Genomic DNA, 23,771 nt, shown 5'->3' with positions numbered 1-23,771 from the left:
TCCCTCGCCACAGTTTTCGTCAGGCAGCCATGTTGGGTGAGCCGAGCTCTTTCTTCAGTTGAGCTTTCAGCGTTTCCATTTGCGCGCCCAGTTCTTCCAGCTCAGCTTTGCCGAGCAGTTTTTTCGCCTGAGGAAACATCTCTGCCTCCTCTTCTTCGATGTGGTGCTCCAGTAACTCCTTGACCACTTTGACGCGACCGGCGAATTCAGGGGTCGAAGGGTCAGTGACTTTCAGATCCGGCAACACCAGTGCATCAACGGTGCGGTGTTCTTCCTTGGCTTCGTAGTACATAACGTCCTGCTCTTTACCGCCCGCTTTTTTATAGGCCGGGTACAAGATTTCTTCTTCCAGGCGGGTGTGGATGGAAATTTCCATTTCCAGCTTTGCGAGCAATTCAGTGCGCTTTTTAACACCGCGTTCGGTGGACTCGCTCAATTGGCTCAGGATGCCTTTCACGCGTTCATGATCGGCTTTCAACAGGTCTATAGCGTTCATGGTGAGGTCTCTCAAGTCGTCACGGAGGGATGGGGCGCGAACGGTCTGGATGCCGAAATTCGCTCCTGGGAATGGAGCATTTGTCGTGCCGTTTTTGATAGGCCGGTAAATCACCAAAAAATCAAATACCTATGTTAAATGCTGGCGAAAAGAGGTCATGCAGGGTGCATGAGTTGGAAAATTGACTCATGCAGTTCGCTGATCAACGATTGGCTTTTTGCGCTGCGCATAACGGGCGAGGACAGGTTGGGTGCTGATGCCGTGGACCAGAATGCTCAGCGCCACCACGGAGAGCGTCAGGTCAGTACACAGGGTCGCCACCGAGGGGGCCAACCCATGGTTGAGAACATAGAACAGGTAAAATAAGCTGCCGATCCCGCGAATGCCGAACCAGCCGATCAGCAGTCGTTGCCGACCGTCGAGCAAACCACCCCATGGAATGAGCATGACGCTCAGGGGGCGAATCAGGCAAAACAATACGCCGCCGATGGCGAGGGCGCGCCAGTCCCAGTGGCCCATCAGCACCACGCCGAGCAACGTCACCAAAAACACTTCCATGGCCCGTTCCACCAGGCTGCCAAACGACAGCATGTCGCCGATCATGATCCCGGCGGCAACCTGCGTGTCTTGCAAATGCTCCACATCGCCATGCACGGCAGCGTCGGGCTCGACGTTCTGGTGGCCAACCACCGCTTGCACCAGATGTTCCGCCGGTGGCTGGGCATTTCCCGTGGACTTGACCTCGGCGCCGCGCAATCCCAGCGCTGCGGCGAATACCGAGAGAAACCCATAGCCGTGAACCGCCTCAGCCGCGACATAAGCCAGTGCGATCAGCGCGAAGGTCAGGTAATCGTTGGGGGAGAGCGTGCTGTCGGCGTTCCTGGTGCGCATCGACAAGGTCAGGCGCCCGATGCCACGGCCCATGAAATAGCCGACCAGCAAGCCCGCAGGCACTGCCCACAACAGCCGTTTGAGCGCCCAGTCATCGAGCCAAGCTGTTGAAGAGGCTTCGCCCTGTTGAATGAACAACAGACCGAGAATGACAAAGGGAAACGCGATCCCGTCGTTCAGGCCGGCTTCACCAGACAGCCCGAAGCGGACAGGGTCGTCATCCTTGGCATCATTGACCTGAACCAGCGAAGCCAGTACCGGGTCGGTCGGCGCCAGTATGGCGCCGATCAGCAGCGACGGCCCCCAGGCCAGGTCGAAGGCAAAATGCAACAACAGGCACACGCCGGTGATGCTCAGGAGCATCACCGGTCCCGCGAGCCCGTACGCCACGCGCCATTTGCGATCCTTGAGCGGCAGCCGCAACTTGAGTCCGCAGACGAATAATGAAAAGAGCACCGCAACTTCAGTCAGGTGCTCCATCCAGAACGATGCGTCTTTAATATCCAGCCTGAGCCAGCCAAGCCCCGCCGGCCCGATGGCCACGCCCAGCACCAGACACACCGCCGAGGTGGTCACCGGCATCCAGCGCAGGTAGGACGAGGTGAGCGCCAGCGTCAGCAGCACGGCACCCAGCACAGCGACCCAGGCGATGAAGCTCATGGCTGGATGATCAACTGACTGTGGCGCGCAAATACCCAGGCGTCAGGATGCTGAACCACACCAGGATCATTTTCAGCACAATCGTGACCAGCACCAGCAGCCCGACATTCCAGACCGTCCAGGCTAAGTCGGGTTGGGTAAACAGCCTGACGACAGGTCTTGGGTAGTCATTCATTGTCAATCTCCGAACAGCGGGTGTGTTCGGGGTTGACTGTGGTGGCTTGGCGGGAGTTCGGTTGGATTTCAGATGACTTGCTGTACTCAAAACACTGTGGGAGCGGAAAAGCCTGCTCCCGCAGGAATAACGATTGCCTTCAGGCGTTATCAGCCTTTGAGGTGCCGCAAGCTGCGTTCCATCCGCGCAATGCCTTCTTCCAGCAGTGACCGCGGGCAGCCGAAATTCAGGCGCACGAATGGCTGGCCGTCATCACCGAAGTCCAGGCCCGGGCTCAAACCGACCTTGGCCTGCTCGAGGAAGAACTGGTGCGGGTTGTCCAGCCCCAGCGCCGTGCAATCGAGCCAGGCCAGATACGTGCTTTGCGGCACGTTCATGGTGATGCCCGGCAGGCGGGTGCGCACGGCGTCGACCAGATAATCACGATTGCTTTGCAGGTAGTCCTTCAGCGCGGCCAGCCATGGCCCGGCTTCGCTGTAGGCGACGCGAGTGGCCTCCATGCCCAGCGGGTTGACGCTGTCGACCATGCCGCAGCGGGCGTGGTTGACCTTCTCGCGCAGGTGACGATCCTGAATGATCATGAACGAAGTTTTCAGCCCCGCGATGTTATAGGCCTTGCTCGCCGACATCAGCGTGATGGTGCGCTGGGCGATTTGCGGGCTGAGGGAAGCCATCGGGATGTGCTGGCGGCCGTCGAAGCACAATTCGGCGTGGATCTCGTCGGAGATGATCCAGGCGTCGTGCTCCAGGCAGATGTCGGCAATCGCCTGCAGTTCGGAACGGGGAAACGCCTTGCCCAACGGGTTGTGCGGATTGCTCAGCAGCAGGGCGCCGCCGCCTTGCAACGACTGGCTCAAGGTATCCAGTGGCGTGGTGTAGGTGCCGTCGGGTTGCGAGTCAAAATTCAACTCCACCTTGTTAAGGCCCCAATGCCTCGGCGCATGGCGCAACGGCGGGTAGTTCGGCACTTGCACGACCACGTTCTGTGCCGGCTGGACCAATGCCTTGAGGGCCATGTTGACGCCCGATTCGACACCCGGCAGAAAGATCAGCTCTTGTGGCTCGATGCGCCAGGCGTACTTGTTCCACACATCGGCAACGATGGCTTCACGCAGACTGTCCGGGGCCACGCTGTAGCCGACCATCGGGTGTTCCAGACGCTTTTGCAGGGCCTGGATGATCATTGGCGGTGCAGCGAAATCCATGTCGGCAACCCACATCGGCAACACGTCGGCCGGGTAGCGGCTCCACTTGGTGCTGCCAGTGTTGTGGCGGTCGAACACCTGATCAAAATCGAAAGTCATGCGCGGTCTCGTAACAGCGGATTGGTAATGGTCGCCATGATAATCGCCAATCCCTGTGTGAGCGAGCGTGCTCGCGCTCCCACAGGATTGTGGTTTGGGCAATGACCGGGTGTCCGACGGTCGGCTGTCATGGCGATTTCGACAGCCTTGTCTAGAATTCAGATGTCGGCAGCCCGGCTGCCGCAACCGTGTTTGTCCAGAAAAATCCGGCAACGCACCGGATTTCCACCTGATCAGGAGTGCACGATGGACCTCAGCCGTCGTCAGTTCTTCAAGGTCGCTGGTATCGGCCTTGCGGGTTCGAGCCTGGGCGCGTTGGGCATGGCCCCGACGCAGGCCTTCGCCGAGCAGGTGCGCCACTTCAAGCTTGCCCACACCCGTGAAACCCGCAACACCTGCCCGTATTGCTCGGTCGGCTGTGGGTTGATCATGTACAGCCAGGGCGATGCAGCGAAGAACGTCGCGCAAAATATCATCCACATCGAAGGTGACGCCGACCACCCGGTCAACCGCGGCACCCTGTGCCCCAAAGGCGCGGGCCTGCTGGATTTCATTCACAGCCCCGGTCGTCTGCAATACCCCCAGGTGCGCAAGCCCGGCAGTACGGAGTGGACCCGAATCTCCTGGGATGAAGCGCTCGATCGCGTCGCCGACCTGATGAAGGCCGACCGCGACGCCAACTTCATCGAGAAGAATGCCAACGGCCAAACGGTGAATCGCTGGGTCACCACCGGTTTCCTCGCGGCATCGGCGGCGTCCAACGAAGCGGGTTACATCACCCACAAGGTCATTCGCAGTCTCGGCATGCTGGGGTTTGATAACCAGGCGCGTGTCTGACACGGCCCGACGGTGGCAAGTCTTGCCCCGACGTACGGCCGTGGTGCCATGACCAACCACTGGACCGATATCGCCAACGCGAATCTGGTTCTGGTGATGGGCGGCAACGCAGCAGAAGCGCATCCGTGCGGCTTCAAATGGGTGACTGAGGCCAAGGCGCACAACAAGGCGCGCTTGATCGTGGTCGATCCGCGTTTTACCCGGACCGCCTCGGTGGCCGACTATTACGCGCCCATTCGCACCGGCACCGACATCGCCTTCATGGGCGGACTGATCAATTACCTGCTGACCGAGGACAAGATCCAGCACGAGTACGTGCGCAACTACACCGACGTGTCGTTCATCGTCAAAGCCGGCTATGGCTTCGAAGACGGTATTTTCAGTGGCTATGACGCGGCCAAGCGTCTGTATACCGACAAGTCCGGCTGGGGCTATGAACTCGGCGAAGACGGCTTTGTCAAGGTTGATCCAACCTTGCAAGACCCGCGGTGCGTCTATCAATTGATGAAGCAGCACTACAGCCGCTACAACATCGAACTGGCGAGCCAGATTTGCGGTATGCCGGTCGATGCCATGCAGAAAATCTGGGAGGAAATCGCCACTTGCTCGCAACCGGGCAAGACCATGACCATCCTCTATGCCTTGGGCTGGACCCAGCATTCCATCGGTGCGCAGATCATCCGCAGCGCGGCCATGGTGCAATTGCTGCTGGGCAACGTCGGCATGCCGGGCGGGGGCGTGAATGCCTTGCGCGGGCACTCCAATATCCAGGGCCTGACGGACCTTGGCCTGCTGTCCAACTCGCTGCCCGGTTACCTGACGTTGCCCGGCGACGCCGAGCAGGAATACGCAGCCTTCATTACCAAACGCACGCAAACGCCGTTGCGGCCGGGGCAGTTGTCCTACTGGCAGAACTACAGCAAGTTCCACGTGAGCTTGATGAAGTCGTGGTACGGCGCCAACGCCACGGTTGAAAACAACTGGGCTTACGACTATTTGCCGAAACTCGACATCCCGCAGTACGACATCCTCAAGGTGTTCGATCTGATGGGCCAGGGCAAGGTCAACGGCTACATGTGCCAGGGCTTCAATCCCATCGCCGCGCTGCCCGATAAAAACCGGGTAATGGCGGCACTGGCCAAGCTCAAGTGGCTGGTGGTGATGGACCCGCTGGCGACTGAAACGTCTGAGTTCTGGCAAAAGGTCGGGCCGTTTAACGACGTCAACAGTGCCGAGATCCAGACTGAAGTGATTCGCCTGCCCACCACCTGTTTCGCCGAGGAGGACGGTTCACTGGTCAACAGCAGCCGCTGGCTGCAATGGCACTGGAAAGGCGCCGATGGCCCCGGCGAAGCGCGCACCGACGTGCGGATCATGAGTGAACTGTTTCTGCGTCTGCGCCAGCGCTACCAGGCCAACGGCGGCAAGTTCCCGGACCCGCTGCTGAAACTGTCGTGGCCTTACAAAATTGCCGACGAACCTTCGCCGGAGGAGTTGGCCAAGGAAATCAACGGATCAGCCACCGTCGATTTCACTGACGCCACTGGCGCGGCGATCAAGGCGAATGCGCAACTGGCCGGTTTCGGTCAACTGAAGGACGACGGCAGCACCGCGTCCGGTTGCTGGATTTTCTGTGGCAGCTGGACGGAAATGGGCAACCAGATGGCCCGCCGCGACAACAACGACCCGTTCGGCATGCACCAGCATCAAGGCTGGGCGTGGGCCTGGCCGGCCAACCGGCGGATTCTCTACAACCGCGCTTCCTCGGACCTGAAAGGCAAGCCCTGGGACCCGCATAAACGCCTGGTGTGGTGGAACGGCAAGGCCTGGGGCGGTACCGATGTGCCGGACTACAAGGCGGATGTACCGCCGGAAGCCGGGATGAATCCGTTCATCATGAACCCCGAGGGCGTGGCGCGGTTCTTCGCCGTCGACAAGATGAACGAGGGGCCATTCCCCGAGCATTACGAACCGTTTGAAACGCCGATCGGCATCAACCCGTTGCACCCGAACAATAAAAAAGCCACCAGCAACCCGGCGGCGCGGATCTTCGATTCGGTGTGGGACACGCTCGGCGTAGCCAAGGACTACCCGTACGCCGCCACCAGCTACCGGCTCACCGAGCATTTTCACTTCTGGAGCAAGCACTGCAAACTCAATGCGATCACCCAACCTGAGCAGTTTGTGGAAATCGGCGAAGTGCTGGCCAAGGAGAAAGGCATTGTCGCCGGTGATCGGGTGCGGGTCAGCAGCAAGCGCGGTTTCATTGAAGCGGTGGCGGTGGTGACCAAGCGGATTCGTCCGCTGCAGGTCAATAATCAGGTGGTGCACCAGATCGGCATTCCGCTGCATTGGGGGTTTACCGGCCTCACGCGTCACGGTTACCTGACCAACACCCTGGTGCCGTTCCTCGGCGATGGCAACACACAGACCCCGGAATCCAAGTCATTCCTGGTCAACGTGGAGAAAGTCTAAATGGCCAGCCAAGACATCATTGCCCGCTCGGCCACCACCACACCCTCGCCATCGGTGCGCGGCGTGGAGGAAGTCGCCAAGCTGATCGACACCACCAAATGCATCGGCTGCAAAGCCTGCCAGGTTGCCTGCTCGGAATGGAACGAGCTGCGTGACGAGGTTGGCCACAACCTCGGCACCTACGACAACCCCCATGACCTGACCGCCGACACCTGGACGCTGATGCGCTTTACCGAGCATGAAACCGATGCCGGCAACCTGGAGTGGCTGATTCGCAAGGACGGTTGCATGCATTGCGCCGAGCCCGGTTGTCTGGCGGCATGTCCCAGCCCCGGTGCGATCATCAAACACGCCAACGGCATCGTCGACTTCGACCAGGACCATTGCATCGGCTGCGGCTATTGCATCACCGGTTGTCCGTTCAACATTCCGCGCATCTCGCAGAAAGATCACAAAGCCTACAAATGCACGCTGTGTTCGGACCGGGTCTCGGTAGGGCTGGAGCCGGCGTGTGTGAAAACCTGTCCGACCGGTGCCATCGTGTTCGGCACCAAGGAAGACATGAAGGAACACGCCGCCGAGCGCATCGTTGACCTGAAAAGTCGCGGCTTTGACAACGCCGGCCTGTACGACCCCGAGGGGGTCGGCGGCACCCACGTGATGTACGTGCTGCACCACGCCGACACACCAAGGCTGTATGCCGGGTTACCCGATCATCCGGCAATCAGTCCGTTGGTGGGGTTGTGGAAAGGCATCAGTAAACCCCTGGCGCTACTCGCCATGGGCGCGGCGGTGCTGGCCGGGTTTTTCCACTATGTGCGTATCGGACCCAACCGGGTCGAGGAAGACGAGCACCCGCAACCGCCGGATACGTCGGTGCATCAGATCGATCCGGCGGTGCACACCTTTGATCCACGCGGGGAGGGCCGGCCATGAACAAGACGATCCTGCGCTACACCAGTAACCAGCGCACCAATCACTGGCTGGTGGCGATTCTGTTCCTGATGGCCGGCCTGTCCGGACTGGCATTGTTCCATCCGGCCATGTTCTGGCTGACCAACCTGTTCGGCGGCGGGCCGTGGACGCGCATCCTGCACCCCTTCATGGGCGTGCTCATGTTCGTGTTTTTCCTAGGCCTGGTGTTCAGCTTCTGGCGCGCCAACTTTTTCATTGGCAATGATCGGCTGTGGCTGAAGCGCATCAATCGGGTGATGGCCAACAATGAGGAAGAGGTTCCTCCGGTGGGTAAATACAACGCCGGGCAGAAGCTGCTGTTCTGGACTTTACTGCTGTGCATGCTGGTGCTGCTGTTCAGCGGCCTGGTGATCTGGCGGGCTTATTTCAGTGAGTACTTCGGCATTACCAGCCTTCGCTGGGCCATGCTGCTGCACGCGCTGGCGGGTTTTGTGCTGATCCTGAGCATCATCGTGCACATCTACGCCGGCATCTGGATCAAAGGTTCGGTGAGCGCCATGATGCACGGCTGGGTCAGCCGCGCCTGGGCGAAGAAACACCACGAACTCTGGTATCGCCAGGTGACGCAGGACGCGCCGCGCGACGACACACCCGAGCGACCGATCACCAAAAAGGGCTGACCCTTGCCAACCATTCTTGAACCCGGACAAATCGAAGCGGCGGCCAGTTCGCCGCCGTTTCTGTACCTGCCGCCGCCTAACCTGTTCAGCCTGCGTGCACAACGCCTTGAGCAACTGGCCGTGGATCATCCGTTGGCCGATTACCTGAGGTTGATCGCAGGCCTGTGCCGGGTACAGCAACAGCTTCTGGACGACCCGCCGGCAGGTGCACCATTGGACATGCAGCGCATCGAACTGTGCCAGCAACATGGCTTGCCACCGTTCGCTGCCGACAGCTTGACCCGCGAGGACGACTGGCAACCCTATCTGGACGCCTTGCTGCAACGTTATGCGCCGCCCGCTCAATCGGCCGTGATCGAGGCGCTGGAAACATTGCGCGCAGCCAGTCCTGGCCAACGGCGTGCCTGGGCGGTGGCGCTGGTCAGCGGCCAGTATTCGCTGGTGCCGGCGGCGTTGGTGCCATTTCTCGGCGCCGCCCTGCAAGCAGCCTGGAGCCATTGGCTGTTGAGCACGCCCAACCTGCAACTCAAACCCGGTGACAGCCTCAGCCAGTGCCCGTGTTGCGGTTCGCCGGCCATGGCCGGGGTGATCCGCAATCGCGGCAAACACAACGGTTTGCGCTATCTGGTCTGCTCGTTGTGTGCCTGCGAGTGGCATGTGGTGCGGGTCAAATGCGTGTATTGCGAGCAGAGCAAAGGCCTGGAATACCTGAGCCTGGAAGACGATCGCCACGCCGCCAATCAGGCACCGCTGCGCGCCGAGGTGTGCCCCGGCTGCAACAGCTATCTGAAATTGATCTACCTGGAAAACGATGCGGCTGCTGAAGCGTTGTCGGCGGATCTCGGCAGCCTGATGCTGGACATGCGCCTGGCCCAGGACGGCTACCAGCGTCTGGCGCCGAATCTGTTGCTGGCTCCCGGAGACGAATGACCACAGCGTCTACACTCTGGCGCGACGGTCTTTCGATTTCAGGAGTGCCAGATGTCTGCCAGCGGTGCCAGCCCCCACCTGCGTTTGCCTTCCATCGACAGCCTGTTGCGTCATCCGGCGTGTCAGCCTTTGGCCGAGCGCTACGGGCGCGACGTGTTGCTGACGACGTTGCGGCAGTTGCTCGATGAGTTGCGCGACGCCGTACAGCAGGGTTTGGTCCAGGCGATTGAAGTCAGCCCTGAAGTACTGGCGGGCCGTGTGGGCGAACGTCTGCAGGCTCAACACCGCAGCCATGTGCGCCGGGTGTTCAACCTCACCGGCACGGTGCTGCATACCAACCTCGGGCGGGCATTGTTGCCGGATGAGGCGATTGAAGCGGTGCAAATGGCTGCACGCTATCCGTTGAATCTGGAATTCGACCTGCACAGTGGCAAGCGCGGTGACCGCGACGATCTGATCGAAGGCCTGATCCGCGAACTGACCGGCGCCGAAGCGGTGACCGTGGTCAACAACAATGCCGCCGCCGTGCTGCTGAGCCTCAACAGCCTGGGTGCACGCAAGGAAGGCATCATTTCCCGTGGCGAGCTGATCGAGATCGGCGGGGCCTTTCGCATCCCCGACATCATGGCCCGCGCCGGGGTCAAACTGCATGAAGTCGGCACCACCAACCGCACCCACGCCCGCGACTATGAGGCCGCCATCGGCCCGCGTAGCGGTTTGCTCATGCGGGTGCATGCGAGCAACTACAGTATTGAGGGCTTCACCACGCGCGTACCGACCGCCGAACTGGCACAACTGGCGCATCAGCACGGCTTGCCGCTGCTCGAAGACCTTGGCAGCGGCAGCCTGCTGGATTTGACCCGATGGGGTTTGCCCGCTGAGCCGACGGTGCGCCAGGCACTGCTTGATGGGGCGGATATCGTCACCTTCAGCGGCGACAAATTGCTCGGTGGTCCGCAAGCCGGGTTGATTGTCGGGCGTAAAGAACTGATCGGCAAAATCAAGAAAAACCCGCTCAAACGCGCCTTGCGGGTCGACAAGCTGACCCTCGCCGCCCTTGAAGCGGTGCTTGGCCTGTACCGCAATCCGGACCGACTGGCCGAACGTCTGCCCAGCTTGCGCCTGCTGACCCGGCCACAGGCCGACATTCTTGTTCAGGCCCAACGCTTGCAACCCACCTTGGCCAGACAATTGGGCGAAGGCTGGAGCGTCAGCGCGTTGCCGGCGCTGGGCATGATCGGCAGCGGCAGCCAACCGGTGGCGCGTTTGCCAAGCGCTGCGTTGTGCTTGCGCCCCAACACCAGTAAACGCCTGCGGGGGCGATCGCTGCTGGCGCTGGAGTCGGCATTGCGAGGGTTGCCGGTTCCGGTGCTTGGCCGCATCGATTACGACGCCCTGTGGCTGGACTTGCGGCAGCTCGACGACGAACCGGCATGGCTGGCGCAGCTCGACCACTTGAAGGTGGAGGGCCGGGCAGGGTGATTGTCGGCACGGCGGGGCACATCGACCACGGCAAGACAGCGTTGCTGCAGGCCTTGACTGGCCAGGCCGGTGATCGGCGCCGGGAAGAGCGCGAGCGCGGTATGACCATCGACCTCGGCTACCTCTACGCCGAGCTGAAGCCCGGCGCGCCCCTGACCGGTTTCATCGACGTGCCGGGGCACGAGCGCTTCACCCACAACATGCTGGCCGGGGCGCAAGGCATTGATCTGGTGTTGCTGGTGGTGGCCGCCGATGACGGCGTGATGCCGCAGACACGCGAACATCTGGCGATTGTCGAGCTGCTGGGCATTGCTCGCGCCGTTGTGGCGATCACCAAGTGCGACCGGGTCGAGCCATCCCGAGTGGACGCCGTGCGCGAGCAAGTCAGTGCATTGCTGGCACCCGGACCTTACGCCGCAGCGCCATTGATTGCGCTGTCGAGCGTAACCGGCCAGGGCGTCGATACCTTGCGTGAGGCGCTGCTGCAAGCTCAGCACGAGGTCGCACAACGCCGTCTCGAGGGAGGTTTCCGGCTCTCTATCGATCGCGGATTCAGCGTGGCCGGCGCCGGTATTGTGGTCACCGGCACGGCCGTCTCCGGGCAGGTTGCGGTGGGCGATACGCTGATCCTCGGCCCGCTCGGCAAAACCGTGCGCGTGCGCGGTCTGCATGCACAGAACCAGGCTGCCGACGTCGCCACAGCCGGGCAGCGTGTCGCGTTGAACCTCAGCGGTGAGCGTCTGGCGCTGGAGCAGATTCATCGAGAGCAGTGGCTCGCGGCAGAGTGGCTGTACGCACCGACTCAACGCCTGGATATCGACTTTCAGTTACTGCCCGGTGAGTCGCGCGCGTTCGAACATTTTGCGCCGGTTCACGTGCACATCGGTACGCAAGACGTCACCGGCCGCGTGGCGCTGCTGGAGGGGGCGAGCCTGTCGCCGGGCGGGCGGATGTTCGCGCAGATCCTGCTCAATTCACCAGTGCAGGCAGTGAAGGATGATCCGCTGATCCTGCGCGACCAGAGTGCTCAACGAACCCTTGGCGGTGGCCGCGTCCTTGACCCGTTCGCCCCCAGCCGGCATCGCCGTAGCCCGGAGCGATTGGCCCAGCTACAGGCATTGGCGGCGGGCAATCGCCTGGAAGCGGTGCTTGCGCAATTGCTGAGCAACAGCGAAACCGGGCTCGATCCGCAACGTCTGGAACGCCAGTTCAACCACCTGCGAGCAGACTGGTTATTGCCTGAAGACGTGCGCCTGATTGAAACCCGGCAAGCGCCGGTATTGTTCAGCAGCCTTCGGTGGCAATCGTTGCAGGATGAGCTGTTGCAGCACCTGGCGCGCTTTCACCAATCGGAACCGGATCAAATGGGGCCGGACCGCGATCGCTTGCGCCGTTTCACCGGGAGCGCTCTTGATCGCTCCACGTTCATCAGTCTGCTCGACTCGCTACTCACCACGGGTGCGATTGCCGCCAGCGGGCCATGGCTGCATCTACCTGAACATCAGGTGCGCCTGAGCGAGGCGGATGAAACGCTGTGGCAGCACTTGCAACCGCTGTTCGACGCGGCGGGCTTTGATCCACCGTGGGTACGCGAGCTAGGCCACGACGAGGTGGCTGTGCGTTCGTTGTTGCGCAAGATGGCCAGGCTGGGGCTGGCGCATCAGGTGGTCCGCGACCTGTTTTATACCGACGCAACGATCCAGCGTTTGGCGGCTATGCTGTTGCAACTGGCCGATGAGAATCCGGTGATACAGGTCTCGGCGTTTCGTGATGCCGTGGGGCTGGGCCGCAAGCGCAGCATCCAGATTCTCGAATACTTTGACCGGCTCGGCCTGACAAGGCGCTTTGGCGATCGCCGCCAGATACGCCGGGACAACGCTTTGGCCCGGCAAACAGGTCACTGAATTCAAGGAAGGTAATCGCGCCCGGTGGCGCGGCCGGGCTTCAAACCCGGTTGGGGACGGCATCCGTTCCCGGGCAGGTTCGACTCCGGCTACCTTCCGCCATTTCCCTGTGCTGAACATTGACGCTTACGCGTCCATCACGCTTGCCGATGTCCGTCTATGCTGGGCAAAGACTTCCTACCTTCGCAGTGCACTATAAGGAGATTTCCATGGTGCCTCTACCGCTGTCAGAGAAGGCGTTGTCCCGCGGATTACTGGATGTTCTGATTCGCGCCGGACTGATTGTTGTGCTGGTGTTGTTCTGCTTCGAGATATTCAGCCCGTTCCGTGACTTGATGCTGTGGTCGGTGATCCTGGCGATCACGTTGTATCCGCTGCAACAGCGACTCAGAGGCCCCTTGGGGCAAAAGGACGGCCGCATTGCGACGGTGATCGTGCTGGTGGCAATCATCATTCTCATGGTGCCGATCTATCTGTTGGGAACGTCGATTGCCGATTCCGTGGAAGGCGCGATGAGCGTGGTCAAGGAGGAGGGGGTGCATATTCCGGCGCCGGCGGAGTCTGTGGCGCAATGGCCGTTGATAGGCGACAAGGTGTATGCGCTGTGGCAACAGGCGGCCACCGATCTTCCCGGGCTTACAGCCAAATACATCCCGCAAATCAAAGGCTTCAGCCTCGGCTTGCTGGGCAAATTGGCCGGTGTCGGCATGGGTTTCCTGACCTTTATTTTCTCGTTGATCATCGCCGGGATTTTCATGGCCTACGGTGAAGCCGGCAGCCGTGCTTCGGTACAGATTGCCTCGCGGATCAGCGGGCCGGATAGAGGCCCGAGCATCGCGACCCTGTGCACGGCAACCATCCGTGCGGTAGCGCTCGGTGTCGTCGGTATCGCCTTTATTCAAATGCTCCTGGTCGGACTCGGCTTTGTCCTGAAGGGTGTTCCTGGCGCCGGCCTGCTGGCACTCGCGGTGTTGTTGCTGGGCATCATGCAATTGCCGGCGACGCTGATCACTGTGCCGGTGATTGCCTATGTCTTCGCCACCGAAGGCCCCAGCACCGCGACCATTGTGTTTGCCATTTACGTGTTCCTTGCCGGTCTGGTGGACAACGTGCTCAAGCCCTTGCTGCTGGGGCGTGGTGTGGACGTGCCGATGCCGGTGGTGTTGATTGGCGCCTTGGGTGGCATGGTCACCAGCGGCATCATTGGTTTGTTCATTGGCCCGGTGATACTGGCGGTCGGTTATCAACTGTTTTGGCAGTGGGTACGGGATTCACCACCCGCCGCATCGTGACCGAAGGGGGGTTGCCTGAGCCGTACGGCATGAACATCAGCCCGTCGGCTCAGCCGCGCAGTTGAGCACTCCTGAGCCGGGCTTCTGGAACAGGATGGCATTGCCGTCCTGCCGGAAGCTGTAGCTTCCCTGCGCATCCTTGCCGATGTATTGAGTGCCAAAATCACTCGGCACCTGGTTCAGCGTGATCGAGCTGTTCGCCCAGACGAGGTAAACCACACCCGGTTGCGTGGTGAAGAACGTTGCGGCCATCAGTGCATTCAGCCCGGTACAGCGAAATGCCAGGGGGCCTTCGCTGAGTCTGTGTGGGTCCTTGGTCCTGACGATGGCCGAGCCTTGGCGCATCTGGTGCGCGCGCCTGGCATAACTGCTGATCGTGCAGCCTCGGGGATCAGGCCCGGAGGCGCACTGGTTGCGCGCATCCATCCAGAACTGTTGGTCGATCAGCACTTTGTCCGGGCGCGGGACGGAGTTTTCATCCGTCAGCGCCAGGCGATAAAGGCGCGTCAGCTCGATATCCATCTGTGCCAGTTGTGAGTCGCGACAGATCAGTTTTTCAACAGTCGCTGTTGCCTTGTTGCAGTCATAGCTGGTGGTGAAGGACGCCGCGTGTGCGCAAGAGGACGTCACCAGGCAGGCGCTGGCAGCGAATACAGAGGTGAAGCAGGCCATGACCGTTTTCATGTTGGCGCCACACAGATCAGCGGATTGCCTGGGGTGTATCGCAGTGTAAGTCAGTGTTCAGAACTTGCCACGTCGGCTGACGGCTGGGGGGCTGGAAAGGGCTATCCTTCATGGGCGGATGCAGGTCCGCGGCAGTGCGGTGATCATTGGTCCGAGCGGGAGATACCTGATGTTGTCCTTGTTCACTGAAAGCCCGTTGATGGGCGGGCTGGTCTTGATCCTGATCGACATGGTGATGTGGCGAGTGGTCGGTTCTCACCGCTACAACTGGAAAGTGCTGGCGCGGGTGGTCATTTTTTCGTTGTACAGCGCGCTGTTGTTTCACCAGGGCCTGAGTCCATGGGAGCCGGGCCCCCCGGTCAGTGACACCACGCTGCAATTTGCGACCACGGTGCTGCAGATTATGTGGTGGCTGTTCGGCGCACGTACCCTCACGGTGATAATCGGCGCGGTCATGATGTACCGGGTCGGGCACACCGGACGTTTGCTCCAGGACCTGCTCGGCGCGGTGATTTTCCTGGTCGCGGTGATCGCCGCCCTGGCGTATGTGCTCAATCTGCCGGTCAAGGGCGTACTGGCGACGTCCGGCGCCTTGGCGATCATTGTCGGTCTGGCCCTGCAGAGTACCCTCGGCGATGTATTTTCCGGGATCGTCCTCAACACCACCAAGCCCTATCAAATCGATGACTGGATTGCGATCGACGGCACCGAAGGCCGGGTGACCGATATCGATTGGCGCGCTACGTTCCTGCAAACCTCCCAGGGCAACATGATCGTCATCCCCAATTCCATGGCGGCCAAGGCCAAGATCACCAACTTCAGCCGGCCTAGCGACATGTTCGGGGTCTCGATCAGCTTGCTCATCAGCCCCCTGGTGCGTCCTAACCGGGTGTTCGATGCCCTTGAACGGGCAGCCCAGGGGTGCCGCATCCTGCTGACCAAACCGGCCCCTAAAGTGACAATCAAAAGCACCGGCGGCAATGGTGTGGAATACGAAGTCAGCGGTTTCGTGGTGTCGATGGATCAGAAGCGCTCCGTGCGCAACCAACTCTATGATCTGGCGTATCGGCATTTGCAGGCGGCCGGTATCAACTGGTTGTCGACCGTCGAATCGAGTTTGCCCCCCGTGCAGTCAAAAGCACGAGGATTGCTGGACAATGCGAGCATTTTCGCGACGACCTTGAGCGAGGAAGAAAAGGACGACGTCAGCCAGGCCATGACCCGGCAGATTTTCCAGCCGGGTGAAGTGATTTTGCCAGCCGGACAGGTCAGTGATCACCTGTACATTATCGAGTCGGGCGTGGTGACGGTGGCCTTGAGCCGTGCGGGCGTGAAGTTTGAAGCCGGGCGCATGGGACCGGGCGAGGTGATTGGCGAAGGCGGGATCGTCTCGGGCACAGCGCTACCGGCGGAATTCGCCGCGCTGACATTCTGCAATCTCTACCGTATTGAAAAGGAATTCTTCAGACCGTGCGTGGAAGCCCGCCATGACATCGGTGAAGCGATGAAAGCATTGCTGGATTTCCGTTTGCAGATTACGCAGACGATGACTCAGGAAGAGCCGAAAGCTATCGAGAAAAGGGGTTTTTTGCAGTGGTTGCGTCGTCGGGTTTGATTGGCAGCGCGCTTGCGAACTGAACAAAACAGGGGCCTTGGAGGCCCCTTTTTGTCGACTGTCAGCCGCGTACAAACGCCAAGATATCAGCATTGATTTCAGCCGCATTCGTCGTCGGCATGCCGTGTGGAAAACCGGCGTACGTTTTCAAGGTACCGTGCTTCAACAACTTGACGGATAGAGGTGCAGAGTCCGCGTATGGCACGATCTGGTCATCATCACCGTGCATGACCAGCGTCGGAACCTCGATGCTCTTCAAATCCTCGGTGAAGTCTGTTTCGGAAAACACTTTGATACAGTCATATTGCGCTTTGGCTCCGCCCATCATGCCCTGGCGCCACCAGTTCTCAATAGTGCCTTGCGAGACGTTGGCGCCTGGACGATTGAAACCGTAGAACGGGCCGGTTGGAACGTCCAAATAGAACTGTGCGCGGTTTTCAAGCAATGCCTTACGCAGTCCATCGAAGACTTCGATGCCCAGTCCTCCGGGATTCTTGTCCGACTTGACCATGATCGGAGGCACAGCACTGACAAGCACCGCTTTGGCAACACGACCCGGCTTGGCGCGGGCGACATAACGAGCCACTTCGCCGCCACCGGTGGAGTGGCCGACATGAATCGCACCTTTAAGGTCGAGCGCATCGGTCAGCTCGGCGACATCGGCCGCGTAGGTGTCCATGTCATTACCTGTCCACGCCTGCGTCGAGCGTCCGTGACCGCGCCGATCGTGCGCAATGACGCGATAGCCTTTTTCCAGGAAAAACATCATCTGGTTGTCCCAGTCATCGGCACTTAATGGCCAGCCGTGGTGAAACATGATCGGGGTCGCATCTTTTGGGCCCCAGTCTTTGTAAAAGATCTCGGTGCCGTCTTTTGTTGTGATGGAGGTCATGGTGTCATTCCCTGTTGGTGGTTGAGCTTTGTTTGGCGCGGCAGCCAACATCCTGCAAGGAAATGTTGGCGAGTCAGGTGGTTAAAACGGCCCAAGCTTGATCGGGTATTCGATCACGATGTAGATCCTGTCGATGTCATCACCGCCTTGGGCGCTGTTTGCCCGATGTGTCACATGGGAGAGTTGGAGGGACAAGTCCTTGGCCGCCCCCGACTGCACAACGTAGCGTAGATCGATATCGCGCTCCCAATGGCGCCCTCCATCGCCTTGTTGGGGCACGTAGCGTCCAAGTGATTCATCGAAAGGGTTATAGCCACCCCCTTGTGGCGCGTGGGTTCCGTCGATACCGCGTCCGGTGACGTAGCGGCTCATGAATTTCAACCCGGGCGCGCCAAGGCTGCTCAGGTCAAGGTCATAGCGCACCTGCCAGGAACGCTCATGCGGACCATTGAAGTCGGCGTACTTGATTGAGTTGGCAAGGTAAATGGAGTCGCCACCCACGAAGTCAAAAGGCGTGTCGCCGTTGATCTTTTGATAGGCGAGGGTGAAGGCATGAGCCCCGGCGGTGTACTTGCCGGACAGGCTGTAGGCCGTATTGTCGATCGCCCCGGCCACGGCGTCGCCATAATCGGTTGTGTGATAAACGTTGCTGTCCAACAACACCCCGGACTGCTTCATATGCAGGTTGGCGTAGTACTGGCGCCATGTGTCGCTCAGTTGTGAAGCGTAAAGGGCGCCGCCCAGCGGGCGCTCTTCAAAAAAATTGGCGCCGATAAAATCGATACTCCCGGTTTCGGTACTGACACCGTAGCCGGAGAAGTTGCCTTGGCTGGTCGAAGCGTTCTGATTCTTGAAGGCGGTGAAGTGGCCTGCGAGCCAATGCACGTCATTGCTTTCACGGCTTTCCATTAGAAAACCCGTTGCGTACTCCGGCTGCAGACGTTTGTCCGCGGTGTCGAACACTGGGGTTTCCACCATCATTTCGCCGAACGCCAAAGTGGTGCGGGAGGTCCGCAACTTCAGAGCGCCACCGGCGCTGGAATAATCGTTTTCGCTACGCCCCTCCTGATCGAGGGGCAGCAGTCCTGTCCCGGAATGACCCTTTCCACCGTCCAGCTTCAACCCTACGAAAGCATGGGCATCAATTCCGACACCAACGGTGCCGCCGGTAAAACCGGATTCAAATGAGCTGATGAAACCCTGGGCCCATTCCTGGGTGTAGTTCTTGCCTGAAGGAGAGGGGGTTCGAAAGTCATTGTTGAGGTAGAAATTTCGGCTGAGTACTTCAAATGACGAGCCGTCCCGAAACCCTGGCGAGGTTTCAGAGGTGTCGGAGGCCAAGGCTGTTCCGCTGCGGGCGCAGATGGCCAAAAGCAGGCAGCAAGTGACGCTTCGAACAGTCACTTGTTGCCCTTCTCAGTCGTCGTTTGCATGGTCATCTTCTCCCGGTAGTCAGAGAAATGATCGCCCACTGTGTAAAGCCAGAATTGAGTAAGCGTGCTGTTTTCTGCTGGTTGTGCGCAAGCACTCACATGGGCAGCATCCAGCATTCGGCCAACACAAATGCGAATACGTATCAAAAGCTGATGAGGTGGTATACCATGCGCCGCACTTCATTGGCACGAATGCCGTCCCATTTGGCTCTTATCACAAGGTTTCTTCGATGCGTCGTACTTTGGTCTCTGTCTGTGTGCTTCAGGCGTTTTCCGCGGCTTCCTGGGCGGAGCAGGTGATAACCGATAAAGCCAGTCTGGAGCTGCAAGCCACCGACATTGTTGGAACTGCCGACTTTGAAACAGCGTTAGGGCCAGTGGATGGCTATCGGGCGACGCGTTCGGCCAGTGCGACCCGTACCGACACGTCGATCCATGAAACACCACAATCGATCACGGTGGTGCCCAAGGATGTCGTGGAGGACATCAGTGCCACCCGTTTGCAGGACGCGCTCGACTACGCTGGCGGGGTGGGGCGGGCCAACAACTTTGGCGGGCAGGGCCTGACGACTTTCACCGTGCGTGGGTTTACCACCGGCGAGTTCTATCGCAACGGCTTTCCGATCAATCGCGGTTATCCGAACATGCCTGATGCCAACACCATCGAGCGGCTCGAAGTGCTGCGGGGGCCCGCGACCATGCTCTATGGCCGGGGTGATCCGGGTGGCACCTTCAACGTCATCTCCAAGCAACCGCTGGACGTTCCCACGGCCACGCTGGGCAGCCAACTCGATGACCAGGGCATGAAGCGGGGCACGCTGGATGCTTCTGGTCCGCTGGATGAAGAAGGTCGCCTGGCCTATCGCCTGAATGTGGTGGGTGAGGGCGGTGATACCTTCCGCGATCATGTTGAAACCGAACGTTATGGCGTGACGCCGGTTATTTCCTGGCAGGCCAACGACGACACCAAGGTGATCTTCGAGGGCGATTTCATGCGCAATAACCACCCGCTGGATCGGGGTGTGACACGCTATCCGAATCAAATTGGAACCGCGTCGCGTGACACGTTCTTTGGTGAAAGGGACGTTGGCAAATTGCACAACGACAACAACATGGCGCAGTTACGTTTCGAGCATCTGCTGAGCGATAACTGGACCTTGGGCGGAGGTTTCCAATGGCTCGATGGCACCCTTGAAGGTAATGCCGTAGAGGCGAACGGGGTCGCGGCCGACGGACGCACATTGGGCCGCAACTTCAACTACAGGAAGCTTGAGTGGACGGACAAGGACACTCAACTGAACCTCACGGGGCATTTCTCCATCGGTGGTTTTGATCACACCTTGTTGACCGGTGTCGAATACGAAGATTACGACTACAAGTCGATCATCCAGCGTTCCAGTGGCGCGATCAGTGCCTACCCGATTGATATCTTCAACCCGGTCTATGGCCAGCCTCGTCCAGCCCTGACCCGCACGCCCACCCACGACAAGGAAAACCTCAAGACCTACGCGGCCTTCGTCCAGGATCAGGTGGCGTTGACTGAGCGTCTGAAAGTCCTGGCGGGCGCCCGCTTCGAGCGTTTCGAGCATGACTACCAAACTTTTGTGCCGGGTGGTCGAAGCTGGGAGGCAAGCGACAATGCGGTGACGCCGCGACTCGGCGTGGTTTATGACCTGACCGACACCTTGGCGGTCTATGCCGATACAGCGCGCTCCTTCAAACCCAATACCGGCGCCAGCCGAGAGGGTGGTGGCTTTGATCCGGAAAAGGGCAAGTCCTATGAAATGGGGATCAAATGGGAAGCGCTGAATAGCCAGTTGAGTGTTGACGCGGCGATCTACCAGATTGAAAAACGCAACGTCTTGACCACCGATCCCGTGGACTCGACTTTCAGCGTGGCCGCTGGCGAAGTCCGTAGCCGTGGCTTTGATCTGAACGTGGCAGGTAATCTGACCCCGCAATGGCGGGTGATTGGTGGCTACGCTTACGTCGACGCCGAGGTCACCAAAGACAACGTGATCCCGTCCGGCACTCGATTGATGAACATTCCGAAGAACAGCTTCAGCTTGCTCAACGTTTATGAATTCCAGGATGGCAACCTGAAAGGACTGGGATTGGGCGTGGGCGGCAAGTACGTCGATGAGCGCGCAGGCCAGACGGCTGACACGGCGTTTTCAATGGGCAGCTACACCGTCGTCGACTTGCTCGGTTTCTACAAAATAAACGACAACGTCAGGCTTAATCTGGATGTGAAGAACGTATTCGACCGTGACTATGAAGAAGGTGCGTTTGGCAATGTCTACGCTTACCCCGGTGCACCGAGAACAGTTCAAGTCGGTATTTCTTACACCTTATAAGGCCCTGCCACGGCCTTTTGCGGTCGTTGTCATGGGGCGGGGTGGACTGGGTTAATCGAACAAAAAAACCGGTCTTGCGCCGGTTTTTCTGTTTTTTGCTACTCCCTGATCGAGCGTTCAGAGCGCGGCTTTCACCTGCAAGCCGAGCACCAGCGCATTGTCGATGTCTTGCCCGGAAAACGCGCCGGGTTCGATGATGTATTGCACATTCGGGCGCAACGTCAGCCAAGGTGTGGCTCAGAGAGTTTGCCCGCCAGTGAGGCGGGCAGAGCGGCTTACGGCAGGGCGTAGGCCATCACGTAGTCGCCACGATCGGTCGACTGGCGCGCACCACCCGCGGTGATGACGATGTACTGCTTGCCGGTCTTCGGCGAGACGTAGGTCATCGGGCCGCCCTGACTGCCCACGGGCAGGCGAGCTTTCCATACCTCTTCACCATTGCCGCTGTTGAAGGCGCGCAGGTAGAAGTCCTGAGTTCCGGCGATAAAGATCAAGCCACCTTGAGTCGACAGAGTCCCGCCGAGAGTCGGCAGACCAATCTTGATCGGCAAGTGCATGCGGATACCGAGGGGACCTGTGTCCTCTACGGTGCCGACCGGCACCTGCCAGGCGACTTTCTGCGTCTTCATGTCGATGGCGGTCAGCGTGCCGAACGGCGGGGCCTGACAAGGAATGCCAGCGACAGAGAGGAAGCGGTTTTTGTTCACGGCGTAAGGCGTGCCCTTGAGTGGAACGGCGCCCATGCCAGTGTTCAATGCTTCACCACCGGACGTGGCCTGGCCTTTGTTTTGCGACGGGATCATCTGAATCCACAGACCCAACCGCATGTCGTTGACGAAGATGAAACCGTGTACCGGATCAGTGGAGATGCTGCCCCAGTTCATGCCGCCCAGCGAACCCGGGAAACTCAGCGACTTGTCGGTACCCGGCGCGGTGTACAGGCCGTCATAACGCATCGATTTGAAGTCGATACGGCACAACAATTGGTCGTACGGGGTCGCGCCCCACATGTCGGATTCAGTCAAGTGCTGCGCACCGATCTGCGGCATGCCCACCGATTTCGGCTGGGTTGGCGAGTACGGTTCGTTGGGGATGTTTGCCGCTTTGACCGGTACTTCTTTAACGTCGGTCAGCGGTTTGCCGGTGGCACGGTCGAGCACGTAGATCTGCCCGGCCTTGGTGCCGATGACCAGCGCCGGTACGGTTTTGCCGTCCTTGGCGAAGTCGATCAGGCTTGGCTGCATCGGCAGGTCGAAGTCCCAGAGGTCGTTGTGAACGGTCTGGAAGACCCAGCGCTCTTCACCGCTGGTGGCGTCCAGCGCCAGGATCGAGGCGCCGTAGGTGTGATCGAGCTTGCTGCGTTCGACACCATAAATGTCGGTGGACGAACTGCCCATCGGCAGGAACACGGTGTTGGTCGCCGGGTCGTAGGACATTGGCGCCCAGCTGTTCGGCGTGCTGCGTGCATAAGTGCTGCCCTCGGCTGGCGCGTTGCGATCCTGCGGGTTGCCCGGGTCGAATGCCCAACGCATGGCGCCGGTGATCACATCGAACCCACGGATCACGCCGCCCGGCATGTCGGTTTGCACGTTGTCGGCCACGCGACCGCCAACCACCACGGTGGTGCCCGCCATCAGCGGTGCGGAAGACAACTGATAATAGCTGTCCGGCACATCACCCAGGCCAGCCTTCAGATCGACCTGACCGTTGATGCCGAATCCCCGGCAGAACTCGCCGGTGTCGGCGTCGACCGCGATCAGGCGAGCATCGATGGTATTGGTCAGCAGACGGCGCTGACAGTTGGCTGCCGAGGCAGGTTTGGCTTCGATGATGCTCGAATTGCCTGGCTGAGCGATTGCCTTGGTGGCATCGAAATAGGCCATGCCACGGCAACGCTGCCAGACTTTTGACTTGGCGTTGATTGCGTTTTTCCAGAGTTCCTTGCCAGTGTCGGCATCCAGTGCGATCACGTTGTTGTGTGGGGTGCAGATGAACACCTTGTTGCCGATCTGCAGTGGGGTGAGCTGGTCTTCGGCGCCATTGCCATCGCTCTCGGCGACGTCACCGGTGTGGTAGGTCCACGCTACCTTCAACTTGTCGACGTTGTTGCGGTTGATCTGATCCAGCGCAGCAAAGCGGCTACCGCCCTCGGTATTGCCGTAGTGAGCCCAGTCCTTTTGCGCGTTGGCTGGTTCGACGGGGGTCAGGCCCGGGCCAGTGCCCGTGGCGGCGACAGTCGGGTGCGCCACAAACATGTTGCCAGCGGCCACCGCCAGCGCAATCGCCAACACCGCAGCGATACCATAGGCGCCGCGGCCCGGGACGCCACCATTGGCACGCTTGAGCAGCGGATAGACCAGCGTGACCGCCAGGCCAACGGCGCTGAACATGAACAGGCGCGAGAAGACCGGCCAGAAAACCAGCCCGGCATCACTCACGGCCCAGATTGCCGTGCCCACTAAAAACGCGGCGAACAACCAGGCGCCGGCCGTTTTGAAGCGAGCGATCAGCAGACCGGAAACGGCCATCACCAGCCCACCCACCAGGAAGTACCACGACCCTCCCAGACTGACCAATTTCACGCCGCCTGCAGCCAGTGCCAAGCCGAGGAGGGCGATGACCACGCCCAGCCCGACCAGAATGAATGTTGATATGCCCGAGAGGCGTTGACTCTGCTTCACGTTAAATGTCCCGTTGAAATGATCGGTGCATTATATGGGTAGCTAACTACCTAGTTAAATCACAAATT

At 59.9% G+C, this 23,771-nt stretch carries 17 protein-coding genes, 1 tRNA gene and 1 pseudogene; 10 read left to right on the top strand and 9 right to left on the bottom strand.

From position 1 onward, the window contains the following. Positions 1-19 precede the first annotated feature (19 nt). The 4 genes from BVK86_RS02885 to BVK86_RS02875 form a co-directional block, all read right to left on the bottom strand. A complete protein-coding gene (locus BVK86_RS02885) occupies positions 20-496 on the bottom strand; it encodes a hemerythrin domain-containing protein (RefSeq protein ID WP_075944992.1) in 477 nt (158 codons plus the stop codon). Between the two features lie 186 nt (positions 497-682). Then, the gene (locus BVK86_RS02880) at positions 683-2,047 is read right to left on the bottom strand and encodes a cation:proton antiporter (RefSeq protein WP_075944991.1); all 1,365 of its coding nucleotides are present in this window, start codon (positions 2,045-2,047) and stop codon (positions 683-685) included. Between the two features lie 10 nt (positions 2,048-2,057). Beyond that, positions 2,058-2,222, bottom strand: a complete 165-nt coding sequence (locus BVK86_RS29745; RefSeq protein WP_157720465.1) for a hypothetical protein — start codon at positions 2,220-2,222, stop codon at positions 2,058-2,060. 149 nt (positions 2,223-2,371) lie between these two features. Then, a complete protein-coding gene (locus BVK86_RS02875) occupies positions 2,372-3,526 on the bottom strand; it encodes a MalY/PatB family protein (RefSeq protein WP_075944990.1) in 1,155 nt (384 codons plus the stop codon). A 246-nt stretch (positions 3,527-3,772) separates the two neighbouring features. Between BVK86_RS02875 and fdnG the strand changes: the two genes are divergently transcribed. The 8 genes from fdnG (at position 3,773) to BVK86_RS02830 (ending at position 14,041) form a co-directional block, all read left to right on the top strand. Beyond that, positions 3,773-6,838: a formate dehydrogenase-N subunit alpha gene (gene fdnG / locus BVK86_RS02865; RefSeq protein ID WP_139315742.1), complete on the top strand. Its 3,066-nt coding sequence runs from the start codon at positions 3,773-3,775 to the stop codon at positions 6,836-6,838. After that, on the top strand, positions 6,839-7,774 hold the full coding sequence (gene fdxH / locus BVK86_RS02860; RefSeq protein WP_075944987.1) for a formate dehydrogenase subunit beta: 936 nt from the start codon (positions 6,839-6,841) through the stop codon (positions 7,772-7,774). Beyond that, positions 7,771-8,433: a formate dehydrogenase subunit gamma gene (locus BVK86_RS02855; RefSeq protein ID WP_075944986.1), complete on the top strand. Its 663-nt coding sequence runs from the start codon at positions 7,771-7,773 to the stop codon at positions 8,431-8,433. Before fdxH ends, BVK86_RS02855 begins: the two co-directional genes overlap by 4 nt. Before the next feature lie 3 nt (positions 8,434-8,436). Next, a complete protein-coding gene (gene fdhE, locus BVK86_RS02850) occupies positions 8,437-9,363 on the top strand; it encodes a formate dehydrogenase accessory protein FdhE (RefSeq protein ID WP_075944985.1) in 927 nt (308 codons plus the stop codon). A gap of 51 nt (positions 9,364-9,414) precedes the next feature. Next, entirely contained in the window at positions 9,415-10,845 is a 1,431-nt protein-coding gene (selA, locus tag BVK86_RS02845) for an L-seryl-tRNA(Sec) selenium transferase (RefSeq protein ID WP_075944984.1), read from the top strand. Further along, entirely contained in the window at positions 10,842-12,749 is a 1,908-nt protein-coding gene (selB, locus tag BVK86_RS02840) for a selenocysteine-specific translation elongation factor (protein WP_075944983.1), read from the top strand. Before selA ends, selB begins: the two co-directional genes overlap by 4 nt. A gap of 6 nt (positions 12,750-12,755) precedes the next feature. Continuing rightward, positions 12,756-12,851: transfer RNA gene (locus BVK86_RS02835), tRNA-Sec, on the top strand. A gap of 107 nt (positions 12,852-12,958) precedes the next feature. Continuing rightward, a complete protein-coding gene (locus tag BVK86_RS02830; protein WP_075944982.1) occupies positions 12,959-14,041 on the top strand; it encodes an AI-2E family transporter in 1,083 nt (360 codons plus the stop codon). Positions 14,042-14,077: 36 nt separating this feature from the next. Here the strand turns inward: BVK86_RS02830 and BVK86_RS02825 are convergent, their stop codons facing one another. Continuing rightward, on the bottom strand, positions 14,078-14,725 hold the full coding sequence (locus BVK86_RS02825; protein WP_075944981.1) for a lysozyme inhibitor LprI family protein: 648 nt from the start codon (positions 14,723-14,725) through the stop codon (positions 14,078-14,080). A gap of 169 nt (positions 14,726-14,894) precedes the next feature. Between BVK86_RS02825 and BVK86_RS02820 the strand changes: the two genes are divergently transcribed. After that, a complete protein-coding gene (locus BVK86_RS02820; protein WP_075945306.1) occupies positions 14,895-16,340 on the top strand; it encodes a mechanosensitive ion channel family protein in 1,446 nt (481 codons plus the stop codon). A gap of 61 nt (positions 16,341-16,401) precedes the next feature. Here the strand turns inward: BVK86_RS02820 and BVK86_RS02815 are convergent, their stop codons facing one another. Together BVK86_RS02815 and BVK86_RS02810 are read right to left on the bottom strand one after the other, a co-directional pair. After that, positions 16,402-17,232 (bottom strand): alpha/beta fold hydrolase, encoded by an 831-nt coding sequence (locus BVK86_RS02815; protein WP_075944980.1) that lies wholly within the window; start codon positions 17,230-17,232, stop codon positions 16,402-16,404. A gap of 81 nt (positions 17,233-17,313) precedes the next feature. Further along, positions 17,314-18,609 (bottom strand): OprD family outer membrane porin, encoded by a 1,296-nt coding sequence (locus BVK86_RS02810; RefSeq protein WP_408002999.1) that lies wholly within the window; start codon positions 18,607-18,609, stop codon positions 17,314-17,316. A 286-nt stretch (positions 18,610-18,895) separates the two neighbouring features. On the opposite strand from BVK86_RS02810, the gene BVK86_RS02805 reads away from it, so the two are divergent. Beyond that, positions 18,896-21,022: a TonB-dependent siderophore receptor gene (locus BVK86_RS02805; RefSeq protein ID WP_075944978.1), complete on the top strand. Its 2,127-nt coding sequence runs from the start codon at positions 18,896-18,898 to the stop codon at positions 21,020-21,022. Positions 21,023-21,139: 117 nt separating this feature from the next. Here the strand turns inward: BVK86_RS02805 and BVK86_RS29190 are convergent. Continuing rightward, positions 21,140-21,259, bottom strand: a pseudogene (locus BVK86_RS29190) (carbohydrate porin); the annotation flags it as partial. Between the two features lie 38 nt (positions 21,260-21,297). Then, positions 21,298-23,703 (bottom strand): glucose/quinate/shikimate family membrane-bound PQQ-dependent dehydrogenase, encoded by a 2,406-nt coding sequence (locus BVK86_RS02795; protein ID WP_075944977.1) that lies wholly within the window; start codon positions 23,701-23,703, stop codon positions 21,298-21,300. Positions 23,704-23,771 lie beyond the last annotated feature (68 nt).

This window comes from Pseudomonas reinekei (assembly GCF_001945365.1).
Taxonomy (GTDB): Bacteria; Pseudomonadota; Gammaproteobacteria; order Pseudomonadales; family Pseudomonadaceae; genus Aquipseudomonas; species Aquipseudomonas reinekei.
This window is presented reverse-complemented; position numbering and strand designations above follow the sequence as displayed.